The following is an 11,902-nucleotide window of genomic DNA, read 5'->3' as shown; positions in this document are numbered from 1 at the left end:
GGGGGGCGTTGCGGATGACTTTCACGTCGAGTCCGGGATACACCCCCATGTCCAGCAGCCGCTGACCGAGCCGGTCGGCGGCCGAAAGTTTGTTGATCGTGCAGTACGCACCTGGTTTCATTTCATCGAGCGTCATTTCACTCCCCCTTGGGTAATCATCACCATAAAAAAAAGACGTACCAGGGCATGTCGCCCAAGTTACGCCTTCACTTTCCCCGCGCACATCCGCCGGAGACCGTAAGCCATCCCATGATTGATTAGTTGTTCCTAACAAAAGAAGCGATGTCTAAATCATCGTTTTCAACGATCCTGTCAACCCCTTTTTCAGCTGTCGTGATTTTTTTCTGGTATCCGGCTGCAGCACGGCTTGAGCAAGCCACCTTGTTTGCTTGTCAATTCAAAACCATATCCGCTTGGTGATTCCCGCGAACGACCTGTGAAAGGGCGGTCAGACTCGAGCTTGCGATCAGGTGGACAGGTTTGTTGTATTTTTTGCCCAGTTTCTTGACCATGGAACAGGCTCCGTGGCTGTTACATGTAACCGGACAGACAATAAGGTCAGCCTTTTTCAGACGTCGTTCAAGTTGCTTGCTCCCACTGTTCATGTACCCGTCATGGTAGACAAAAAGACCACCCTGTTCCTCGACGACCTGACGATACCGGTCCTTTATCCGGGTAATGCCACCTACCATGAGAACCCGTTTATGACATATTCCGTACAGGGGACAGCTCGAATCACACCGCAGACATTCTAAAGAGCGCTTACTACTCATGTTCCATTCTCCCGTGTATGTCACCCGTTGTCGATCAGAACCCGGATCAAATCCTTGCGCAATCCCTCGAGCCGTTTGGACTTGAATGATTTTTTACTCTCCTCGAGGACATCGATAGCCTTTTGGATGGCTGCCACAAGCCGGTTCTCCCTGTCCCGGAGCGGACACTGGGCCATTAGGTCGCCGATATCCTCCCCCTTGAGGGAGCGCTCATTCACAATGGCCTCCAGGAGCGCACAGTGCCGGGTCATGCCCTCCTGGAGTTCCTGGATATTGGCCCTGACAATATGGATCAATTTTTCATTTCCAGCGCAAAGCTCGTTCACCTTCGCTACCCTTCTTTTACTTATCTAACTTTATTGATAAAAAAAAATCCTCGTGCCCTTTCTCCTGGCCAGCTTCGTGCCAGGAGAACATCATCCATCGTCAAATCCGCATCGTTCGGGATACAGGATCAATCCGCGCGAAGCCATTGACCCTGAAAAAAACACACCTGCCGTCACGGTTGCACCCTCCCGGGAAAGCTTCCAATCCCGGAACCTGTCTCAAAATTACCTCTTCCTGGTGGTCCGGAATTTGCGATCCTTCAGGGAGTCAACCCGCTCCTTGAACTCGATGGTGAAATTCTCTGTTCGCTCTTCGCATTTTTCCGGAGTACGTCCATGCTTGCGAAATTCCTGAAAATGCTCCAGCCAGCTGGACCCGGTTCGCGGACAGGCCTGGATGAATTCCATGAACTTGATCAGGCTGTCCAGGGTGGGGCTCCCCAATGTATGCTCCATCTTGCAGGCCTCTTCGTCCGCAGTATGGGGATCGACATTCAGGATGTCCTTGAGAAACCGGTACAGCACCCCGTGCTTGCGACAGATCTCCCGGCCGACGGTTTCCCCCTCATTCGTGAGATCCACATATCCGTACTTCTCATAATTGATGTATCCCCGAGCCCCGAGATTCTTGAGCATGCTGGTCACGGTGGGCATCTTCACATCCATCCTGGCGGCGATATCCTTGACCCGAACGATCTTCTTCTCCAGACCGATCTCGTAGATGGCTTCCAGATAATCTTCCATGGCCGGGGTGAGAGGCCGGTCATCCGACCCATTCTTCGCGGCTGTTACCATGACATCCTCAATCTTTGTTAGAAAATTCAAACTCGAGTTGAAAGATCGGATACCATACCCGATTTGGATGTCAAGGGAAAAAACGGTCTTAAGTTTTAGTACCTTACTCAGAACATTCTGTAACAAAAAACAAGAAAATCCCGTAACCGCTTGAACTTAAAACTTAAAACATAAAACCTAAAACTGCGGCTTGGCCGCATTAGGTGGTAGGTTGTAGGATGTTGGCGCACCCTATCGGTAAAGTTGTCACCACGGTCACCACGAAAAAAACACCCCGCCCATCCTTATAGATGAGCGGGGTGTTACAATCTGAGTAACTATTCAGGGGCATCTCACAAAAATCAAAATTCTGAATTTAAGAAATTTAAGATATCTCAGAAATTATAAACAGTTACAATGCGTGTCTTCAATTCCTTAAATTTCTTAAATTCTCTCATTTCTTAAATCCACTGTATAACGCCTAAACGTATCCTTGAATATCAAACTGTTCGAGTAGCTATTTTTTGACCTGAATAATTACCAATCTGAAACCTGTCTTTCTGCTCTACAGCTTCACTGCAGTTCTCAAATCATCGGTCTTGTCGGTCTTTTCCCAGGAAAACTCGACCCGTTCTCGACCGAAATGTCCGTAACAGGCTGTTTTCTTATACACAGGGCGCAACAGATCCAGTTGTTTGACAATATAATAGGGACGCAAATCAAAGACTTCGCGAACGGCCCTGCTCAGGGCCTCGTCCGAGACCTCGCCCTGGTTACCAGTGGTCACCAGGACGGAAACGGGTTCGGCAACCCCGATGGCATAGGCGATCTGGACCTCGCAGGTCGGAGCGAGACCCGCAGCGACCACATTTTTGGCAATATAGCGGGCCATGTATGCACCGGAGCGATCCACCTTGGACGGATCCTTGCCGGAAAAGGCGCCGCCGCCATGATTGCCCATGCCGCCGTAGGTGTCCTGGATAATCTTTCGGCCGGTCAGCCCGCAGTCGGCCACTGGCCCCCCGGTAACGAAACGACCTGTCGTGTTGATGAAAATCCGTGTATCCTTGTCCATCAGGTCTTCGGGCATGCTCTTGAAAATGACCTCCTCGCGCACGGCATCGACCAGGTCGGCATAGGCGATATTTTCATCGTGCTGGCAGGCCACGACCACGTTATCGATGTGCACGGGTTTGCCCCCGGCGTATTCCACGGATACCTGGGTCTTGCCGTCGGGACGCAGAAAATCGAGAACATTGTTCTTGCGCACATAGGCAAGACGTCTGGAAAGCTTGTGCGCGTAATAGATGGGCGCAGGCATGAGTGTCTTGGTTTCGTTGGTAGCGAACCCGAACATCATTCCCTGGTCGCCGGCACCCTGCTCTTCGGGGGCCTTGCGATCCACGCCCTGGGCGATATCCGAAGACTGTTTGTCGATGGACGAGACAACCGCGCAGGTGTCAGCGTCAAACCCCATGTCTGATCCTGTGTAGCCGATTTCCCGAATGGTATCCCGGACAATGGCAGGAAAATCCGCATAGGCATCCGTGCTGATTTCACCTGCAATAAAGGCCATACCCGTCGTGACCAGGGTTTCACAGGCAACCCGGGCATGGGGGTCCTGTTCCAGGATGCAATCCAGGACAGCGTCGGAGATCTGGTCGGCGACTTTGTCTGGATGGCCTTCGGTGACAGATTCCGATGTGAACAGATAGCGGTCTGTAGTCATGATCATGGTTTTTCTAACCTCGCTTGTTTCCGGGCTGAGAGCCCTTGAGATTTTTGGTATTATTGAAAGTGGAATTATCCGGGTTGATGATCCCCCCGGAGATGAGCAATTTAAACGAATCCTCGACACTCATATCCAGCTCGATGACCTCGTTTTCATCGACAATGAGGTAGTAGCCGGAGGTGGGGTTGGGAGTGGTGGGGACATAGAGGTTGATGACCTTCTTATTCGTCTTTTCCTGCAATTCACCCACGGCCACCCCGGTCACATAGGCCAGAGAATACATACCCTTCCTGGGGAACTCCACGAGAACGACCCGCTTGAAATCCTTGGCGCCCCCCTTGGCGACCGTCTCCACAAGCTGCTGAACCGAGATATAGAACTTGTTCACCAGAGGAATGCGGGAGACAATATAATCCCATATAGCCACCAGACGGCTTCCCAGATAATTGCGGACCAGAATGCCCGTAACCAGCAAAAGAAGGACGATGATGATCAGCCCGAACCCCGGAACAGGAAACGGCAGAAGGTCTTCGGGCCGATATCCCTTGGGGATGACGAGAAGAATCCTGTCCATCCACTGGATAAGCACACGCAAAAAGAAAAACGTGGCCACCAGCGGAGTCAGAAAAAGCAGCCCGGCGATGAGATTGGCCTTGAAAAAGGCCCGGATGCCCTTGAACAGGGAGCGTTTCGGTTTTTTTGTTCGTATGGTCATTGGAAAGACGGTTTTATGTGTTAGGTTTTATGTTTTAAGTTATGCACCAAAACCATTTCTGAGCCTTGCATAGGCATTGGGCCTCTGCTCTGAACGTGGGTTGGCAGGGGCACTCATATTAGAGACATCGCATGCGACGATTTTGCTTCTCATCAAAGCGTTTGGTCCCAAGTTGTTGCAGTTACCTAAAACCTAAAACATAAAACCTAACACCGCCTTTTCGCCGTTTTAATATCTGTAATAGTCAGGCTTGTACGGGCCCTCCAGAGGGACTCCGATATAGTCGGCCTGCTCCTTGGTCAGCGTATCCAGCTTGATCCCGAGACGACCCAGATGGAGTCGGGCCACTTCTTCGTCCAGAATCTTGGGCAGCACCATGACTTTGGGCTCGTAGCGGTTCGCGGCCAGATCAAGCTGTGCCAGAACCTGATTGGTGAAACTGTTGCTCATGACAAAGCTGGGATGGCCGGTCGCGCAACCCAGATTGACCAGCCGCCCCTCGGCCAGAACAATGATCGATCGGCCGGACTTGAGGGTCCATTTGTCCACCTGGGGCTTGATCTCCTGCTTGGTGCACACGTCACTGTCCTCAAGATAGCTCATCTCGATTTCACTGTCGAAATGGCCGATATTGCAGACAATGGCCTCGTCCTTCATCATTTCCATATGTTCGCCGGTAATTACATGGTAGTTCCCGGTAGCCGTGACAAAAATATCACCCATGGATGCGGCCTCGTTCATGGTCACCAGCTCGTACCCTTCCATGGAAGCCTGCAGGGCGCAGATGGGATCGATCTCCGTGATCAGCACCCGGGAACCAAGTCCGCGCATGGCCTGGGCACATCCCTTGCCGACATCGCCGTACCCGCAGACAACCGTGATTTTCCCGGCAACCATGATGTCTGTGGCCCGCTTGATTCCGTCTGCCAGAGATTCCCTGCAGCCATAAAGGTTGTCGAACTTGGACTTGGTCACGGAATCATTGACATTGTAGGCAGGGAAAAGAAGTTCGCCGCTCTTTTCCATGTGATACAACCGATGAACGCCGGTGGTGGTCTCTTCGGACACGCCGTGGATCTCTTTGGCCATTCGGGTCCACTTGGACGGATCGATCTTCAGCCCGTGGGCCAGACGATCCATGATGATCTGAAACTCTTTGACATCAGAGGTCTTCTCCACAAGGGAAGGATCCTTTTCCACCTTGACGCCCTGATGCACAAGCAGAGTGGCATCCCCGCCATCATCCACGATCAGATGGGGGCCGGATCCGTCAGGCCAGGTCAGGGCCTGTTCCGTACACCACCAATAGTCTTCCAGAGATTCACCCTTCCAGGCAAAAACCTTGGCCAGGCCTTCCTTGGCCACGGCTGCGGCTGCATGATCCTGGGTCGAGAAAATATTGCACGAGGCCCAGCGGATATCCGCACCCAGCTCGTACAGGGTCTCGATGAGCATGGCCGTTTGAATGGTCATGTGCAGACTGCCGGTCACCTTAAAACCTTTCAGGGGCTTGTCCTTACCGTACTTCTCCCTGATGGCCATGAGACCGGGCATCTCTCTTTTGGAGAGATCCATCTCCTTACGCCCCCACTCGGCCAGGGCCAGATCCGCAACCTTGTACTGTAATTCGCCGTCATATTCTTTCATCATCTATTTTTCTCCGTATTTTTTGAGTTATGTTATATTTTACGTGTTATGTTTTGTGTAAGGACATGCAAACAACGATTGAGATAGATGATGGCATCTTGTCGCTGTTACCTAACACCTAAAACATAAAACCTAACACTGCCCTTACCCCTTCTTTGCCTTGAAAATATTGACCACCAGCCCTTTGTTCACGGAGAACGCGTCTTTGCTGATCAGCTCAAATCCGGCAGAATCGAGCCAGGAGACAACGTCGGCATCCGCGAATCCCAGCCAGCGATCACCATAGTCAGTGCGCATGGACTCGTTCTCATGGAGCAAAAAATCCACAAGCAGAAAGCCGCCTCCCGGACGGAGGATGCGCGCGGCCTCGTTGATGGCGGCCTCTGGGTGGACGATATGGTGCAGGACCATGGACATGATCCCGAAATCCGTTTCCCCGTCCCGAAGGGGAAGATGCTCCAATTCCCCGATGCGCAGGCTGACGCTGTCACTCGTGGGGATACGCTGCTCGGCCAGCTCGAGCATCTTGGAGGAACAGTCCACCCCGATGACGGTGTCGGCCTTTTGCCCCAGCACGGTAAGCAGATTGCCGGAACCGCACCCGAGATCGGCTATGGTTGTACACGCGGGAATCCGCTTGAGAATCTCCTGGGCAATATCCATTTCCCCGAAGACCTCCCGGCTTAACCGGTCCCAGGAGATGGCGATGGAATCGAAAAAATGCCGGGTCCTGTTAATCCGATCCCGGATTACCTCGGCCGCATGAACCAAATCGTTGCCAAGAATCTTCTCCTGTTTCATGAGGGGAAGCACGCAGCCCAAAAATTTCCCTGCCGGCCCTTGCGAGGCTGTGCGGTAGAACACGCATAATCCATCCCGACGAGAGACGAGCAAACCGCAATCGGTCAGAATCTTCAGGTGGCGGGAAATACGGGACTGCCCCATGCCCATGACGGCAACCAGCTCACCCACATTGAGTTCATACTGGTGGAGCACATTGACCAGACGGGCACGGGTCAAGTCGGCGAAGGCCTTACAGCAAGAGAGAATATCCATGAATACCGAAAGGATGACAAAATTATATATCAAGATATATTGATATAGAGATAAACAGATATCTCCTGCCTGGCCCGAGGTCAAGAAAAATCCGCACAGCCGTGAAGTCCTGATCAGATCATCGTCCGAGGAAGTTCCCACCCTGCCCGACGCATCCGTGACTCCCTGGGATGAAAGGATTTGACTCTACCCGGAAGTCGTTCATATCAACACGGGATAACGACACAAACAGGCATACTGCCAGACCAGGGATCAATCATGAATCCTTTGACAGAACAGAGCGATCCCCTTCCATGGAGGGAACGATTGTATACGGTAATTTTCGAGGCCGACACCCGGGCCGGGAAGCTGTTCGACGTCATGCTGATTCTGTCCATCCTGCTCAGCGTTGGGGTGGTCATGATGGACAGCGTGACCCTGCTGCACGAAAATTACGGGACATGGCTTCTGATCGGAGAATGGTTGTTCACCCTGATCTTTTCCGTAGAGTATGTGCTTCGTCTCCTCTGCGTCCAGCGCCCCCTGCGTTATGCGACCAGTGTCCTGGGAATCATCGATCTTCTGGCCGTTCTCCCCTCCTACGTGAGCCTTTTCTTTCCGGGGACCCAATATCTGCTGGTCATACGCATTCTGCGGGTCCTGCGGATCTTCAGGGTACTCAAACTGGTTCACTATCTGGGTGAGGTCCGAACCCTGAACCGGGCCATTGCCGCCAGTCGGCGCAAGATAACCGTTTTTATTTTCGCCGTGTTGACCCTGATGGTCATCTTCGGCTCGATCATGTATCTCATCGAGGGTCCTGAAAACGGATTCACCAGCATTCCCAAAAGCATCTATTGGGCCATCGTGACCATGACCACCGTGGGCTACGGAGACATCTCCCCGCAAACAGGTTTCGGTCAGACCCTGGCCTCCCTGATCATGATTCTCGGCTATGGCATCTTGGCCGTGCCCACGGGAATCGTGACCACGGAAATGGTCCGTTCCCCCCCAAAAACCGTCACCACCCAGGTGTGCCCCCACTGTCTGAGCGAGGGCCACGACCCCGACGCGGTGTATTGCAAATACTGTGCTGCTCCCCTGAATCACAAAGCACCACCATCCGAGACATGAAATGTAACCTGACGGTCGCCATGCTCACATTGATTTGCAACGTACAAAGGCATGATCACGCCCGGCGCCCCAAAAGGGGGCATGCCCGTGCTGATTTGGACCGGCACTACCTTCTGTTTGCTCCCTGTTCCTCGGACAGAAACAGCCTGGGCCACTCCAAATCGACCGGAGTGGCCCAGGCTGTTTGTTTGATCTGATCTGCCCTGACAAAAAAATCTGAAAACTAGAAGACCGCGGCTGCCTCAGCGGCGGCGGCAAGGGCCCTGTCCCGGGCCGCATCCCGCAAATCGATGCCCCCAAGAGTCGGCTCGACGGCCACCGTGGCCACATCCGTGATCCCCATGATCCCGAGTATGAACTCAAGGTACGGGGACTGGAAATTGAATGGTTCGCGCTCTGTTCCCGGAGGATAATCCCCGCCCCGGGCATAGGCGATAAAGGCCTTTTTGTTCATGAGCAGCCCCTCGTATCCCTGGGGGCCGGCACTGAAGGTGTAGGTCGGCTGGGCAATGACATCGATAAAATGCTTGAGGGGATAGGGGATGGAGAAATTCCACATGGGCACGGCAAAGACATAGCGATCCGCACTCTTGAAATCCTCGATAACCCGTTCCACGACCCGCCAGCGATCGAGCTGGTCTGAAGCATGTTCCCGACCGTGCATGATATTGTACTTGGCCTCGAGCAGGGCCCCGTCCAACAGAGGAAGGTCCATGGTGAACAGATCCCGGACCAGCACCTCGGTTCCGGGCCTGAGCCTGAGGCATTCCTCCACGAAAAAATCGGCAACACGCATGGAATGCGATCGGCTGCCCCTAGGTGATGCCTTGATATACATGATCTTTGTCATCGTGTCCTCCTCGTTAATGTGCCTTGGGGTGGTGATTCTTCAGAGACGATCCCGCTGTCTTTCTCGATCTATGCGGACAAAACCTTTCGGATCGTGGCCACAAGCTCTGTCGATTGAAACGGCTTTTCCAGAAAGGCTGCCGCCCCGTATTGTTCGGGCTTTCTGGCGATATCATGTCCGAGATATCCACTGGCGACAACAAAACGGCCATCCGGTTTCAATTCCCGAAGCCGTTGCAGACACAGCTCTCCCCCCATTCCCGGCATGCCCAGATCGAGGAGCACGAGATCGATTTCAGTGTGGCGTTGTTCAAAAATCTGAACCCCTTGCTCTCCGCTGGCCGCCGTGATGACCGTGCATCCCAAGGATTCGAGGACCTCTCTGGTCAGCTCGGCGATCATCTCCTCATCATCGATGACCAGGACCGTGGTCTCGGCAAATCCGGTCGTCTCACGCTCCGCTGCGATCGGACGCGCATGGTTTCCGGATCTGCCCCCGTCAGGGGCCACGGGGAGATAGATTTTGAACGTGGTTCCCTGACCGAGGGTGGAATAGCAGGAGATGTGTCCCCCGTGCTCCTTGACGATGGCATATACCGTGGACAATCCGAGTCCGGTTCCCTTGCCCACGGCCTTGGTGGTGAAAAAGGGGTCGAAAATCTTGGACTTGATCTCCTCGGATATGCCCGGACCCGTATCTGAAAAGGCAAACTGGACATAGTCGCCAGGGCTCAGGTCGAGATACTTGTCCGCGTCAGCGGGGAGCAGATGAATCCGTCGGGTCGATACGCTAATTTTTCCCTTACCCGCGAGGGCATCAAAGGCATTGCTGGAAAGATTCAGGATGATCTGTTCCATTTGCACCGAATCGGCCATGATCGGCGGAAGATCCGGTTCGAGATGGATATCCATGGCGATCATCCGGGGGATGAGCCGCTCACTCAAGGCCATGGTGTCCCGGATGATGTCGTTCAGACACAGCCTGCGCTTGCTGCTCTCCACCTTCCGGCTGATGGTCAGAAGCCGCCTGACCAGATTGCTCGCCTTGAGGGTGGTCTGATCAATGGCCTGGACATGCCGCTTGAGCCCTTCATCCTTGTTCTTCATCCCGAGCATCTGGATATTGCCCGAGATGATCTGGAGCAGATTGTTGAAATCGTGAGCTATCCCGCCGGCAAATGTCCCTATGGTCTCCATGCGCTGAGATTGCAGGAGCTGCTGTTCGAGACGGTGTTTGTCCTTCTGGACCTGGACCCGTTTGGAGATATCCCGGGTCACGAAAACCAGGTAACAGGTCTCATCGTACAGGATCCGCTGCAGGCTGACCTCGACCGGGATGATCTCCCCGGAGACCGAAACCAGTTCGCCGTTCACATCCGCGAAACGGACGCCGTTGGGATCGCTCATGGTCCGGGCCATCTCCATGACCAAGGAGGAAAAGACCCGGTCGACGGACTGACCGATGAGTTCCCTGCGCCGATATCCCAGGGTGCGGCAGGCCGTGCGGTTGCAGTCCACGATCCGGCCCCCTTCGCAAAGGGCCATGATCACGATATCATGGCTCCTGTTAAGGATCATGTTGAACCGTTCGAGTTCACGGATTTTTGCCTGCAGCTCGGGATAATAGGACTTACGGGTGGAGCGCTCCCCGAGCCCCATGAGCTTTTCAAGATCCTTCAAAGTGTTAGACATGTCCCTCCAAAGCCGCCTGGAAAATGGCGGTCATCTCCTCGAGACTGGTTTCCCTGGGATTGGTCAGGGTACAGGCGTCCTGGATCGCCGTGGCTGCCAGTTCAGGAATATCCCCGGCCTTGACGCCGATTTCCCGCAAACAGGAACACACGCCCAGATCCGCCTTGAGTTTTCTGATGGCCCCCACAACCGCATCCTTCTGTTCTCCTGCCGGGCGGTCGAGACGCACGTCCGCGGCCCCCATGGCCTCGGCGAGCTCCACATACCGATCAGGCTGGGCATCGAAATTATAATCGACCACATAATCAAGAAGAATAGCGTTGCACAACCCGTGGGGCAAGTCGAGAAAACCGCCCAGGCTGTGGGCCATGGCGTGGACATTGCCCAGGATGGCGTTGGAAAAGGCCAGTCCGGCGAACAGACTCCCGAGCATGACCTCGCCCCGGGCCTCCATATTGTCCGGCTCGTCCCGGGCGACACGCAAAAAACCGACAACCCGTTTGACCGCTTCCAGGGCGTGGACATCGGTAACCGGCGACCGGGCCTTGGAGACATAGGCCTCAACGGCATGGGTCAATGCGTCCAGACCGGTATGTACGGTGAGATCTCTGTCCATGGTCACGGTCAGATCCGGATCGATGAGAGAAACGTCGGGCACGAGCATCTTGCTGACAATGGCGATTTTGACCTTGCGCACCGTGTCGTTGATGATCGCAAATTGGGAAACATCGGCCGAACTTCCCGATGTCGTGGGCACGCAGATCAACGGTGGACCCGGCTGGGGAATCTTGTCCACCCCCTCGAACACGGTGATCATCTGATTGTTGGCACTGGCTATCCCGATCCCCTTGGCACAATCGAGGACACTTCCCCCGCCTATGGCCACAATGACATCGCTGTTGGACGCATTGTAAACATTGACCCCTTCCATGACCTCGGCAGCACGGGGATTGGGGCTCACGTTCCAGAATACTTCACAATGCAATCCGGATCGGGAAAGGCCATCGGTAACAGCAGCAAACCAGGGCTGTTCCCGGACTCCCGCATCCGTGACCACAAAGACTCGCTTGGCACCATGGTTGGTCGCATATTGTCCCACAAGCCCGGAGGCCCCCTGTCCAAAGACAAACTCCGGGGCCACAAATTTACGCATGGCCAGATCGAGTCGATGTCGTTTCATGACAAGCTCCCTGAATTATTGTAATCCACCCTCACAGCCGACAAT

12 protein-coding genes are annotated in these 11,902 nt (G+C 54.0%); 1 reads left to right on the top strand and 11 read right to left on the bottom strand.

The genetic code is table 11. The annotated features are described in order from the left end of the window. The 8 genes from ACTVJH_RS11905 to ACTVJH_RS11870 all read right to left on the bottom strand — a co-directional run. Positions 1-136: FeoA family protein (locus tag ACTVJH_RS11905; protein WP_455990952.1), on the bottom strand; the 136-nt coding region annotated here is incomplete at its 3' end. Positions 137-392: 256 nt separating this feature from the next. Continuing rightward, positions 393-773: a DUF2325 domain-containing protein gene (locus ACTVJH_RS11900; protein WP_455990943.1), complete on the bottom strand. Its 381-nt coding sequence runs from the start codon at positions 771-773 to the stop codon at positions 393-395. A 20-nt stretch (positions 774-793) separates the two neighbouring features. After that, positions 794-1,069 carry a hypothetical protein gene (locus tag ACTVJH_RS11895; protein WP_455990940.1) on the bottom strand — a complete coding sequence of 92 codons (276 nt, stop codon included), beginning with the start codon at positions 1,067-1,069 and terminating at the stop codon, positions 794-796. A 255-nt stretch (positions 1,070-1,324) separates the two neighbouring features. Then, complete coding sequence (locus tag ACTVJH_RS11890) at positions 1,325-1,894, bottom strand: metal-dependent transcriptional regulator (protein ID WP_455990937.1); 570 nt, start codon at positions 1,892-1,894, stop codon at positions 1,325-1,327. A gap of 544 nt (positions 1,895-2,438) precedes the next feature. Beyond that, positions 2,439-3,608 carry a methionine adenosyltransferase gene (metK, locus tag ACTVJH_RS11885; protein WP_455990934.1) on the bottom strand — a complete coding sequence of 390 codons (1,170 nt, stop codon included), beginning with the start codon at positions 3,606-3,608 and terminating at the stop codon, positions 2,439-2,441. 7 nt (positions 3,609-3,615) lie between these two features. Continuing rightward, complete coding sequence (locus ACTVJH_RS11880; protein WP_455990931.1) at positions 3,616-4,320, bottom strand: DUF502 domain-containing protein; 705 nt, start codon at positions 4,318-4,320, stop codon at positions 3,616-3,618. A 228-nt stretch (positions 4,321-4,548) separates the two neighbouring features. Further along, positions 4,549-5,967 (bottom strand): adenosylhomocysteinase, encoded by a 1,419-nt coding sequence (gene ahcY, locus ACTVJH_RS11875; RefSeq protein ID WP_455990949.1) that lies wholly within the window; start codon positions 5,965-5,967, stop codon positions 4,549-4,551. 144 nt (positions 5,968-6,111) lie between these two features. Continuing rightward, positions 6,112-7,023 carry an ArsR/SmtB family transcription factor gene (locus ACTVJH_RS11870; protein ID WP_455990928.1) on the bottom strand — a complete coding sequence of 304 codons (912 nt, stop codon included), beginning with the start codon at positions 7,021-7,023 and terminating at the stop codon, positions 6,112-6,114. A 258-nt stretch (positions 7,024-7,281) separates the two neighbouring features. On the opposite strand from ACTVJH_RS11870, the gene ACTVJH_RS11865 reads away from it, so the two are divergent. Beyond that, the gene (locus ACTVJH_RS11865; protein ID WP_455990925.1) at positions 7,282-8,136 is read left to right on the top strand and encodes an ion transporter; all 855 of its coding nucleotides are present in this window, start codon (positions 7,282-7,284) and stop codon (positions 8,134-8,136) included. A gap of 223 nt (positions 8,137-8,359) precedes the next feature. Here ACTVJH_RS11865 and ACTVJH_RS11860 read toward each other — a convergent pair whose 3' ends face one another. The 3 genes from ACTVJH_RS11860 to ercA all read right to left on the bottom strand — a co-directional run bounded on the left by ACTVJH_RS11860 (position 8,360) and on the right by ercA (position 11,857). Beyond that, on the bottom strand, positions 8,360-8,986 hold the full coding sequence (locus tag ACTVJH_RS11860) for an FMN-dependent NADH-azoreductase (protein WP_455990922.1): 627 nt from the start codon (positions 8,984-8,986) through the stop codon (positions 8,360-8,362). 68 nt (positions 8,987-9,054) lie between these two features. Beyond that, the gene (locus ACTVJH_RS11855) at positions 9,055-10,677 is read right to left on the bottom strand and encodes a hybrid sensor histidine kinase/response regulator (protein ID WP_455990920.1); all 1,623 of its coding nucleotides are present in this window, start codon (positions 10,675-10,677) and stop codon (positions 9,055-9,057) included. Further along, on the bottom strand, positions 10,670-11,857 hold the full coding sequence (gene ercA, locus ACTVJH_RS11850) for an alcohol dehydrogenase-like regulatory protein ErcA (protein WP_455990917.1): 1,188 nt from the start codon (positions 11,855-11,857) through the stop codon (positions 10,670-10,672). Before ercA ends, ACTVJH_RS11855 begins: the two co-directional genes overlap by 8 nt. Between the last annotated feature and the right edge of the window lie 45 nt (positions 11,858-11,902).

The sequence above is a fragment of the Desulfoplanes sp. PS50 genome, from assembly GCF_053851535.1.
This window is presented reverse-complemented; position numbering and strand designations above follow the sequence as displayed.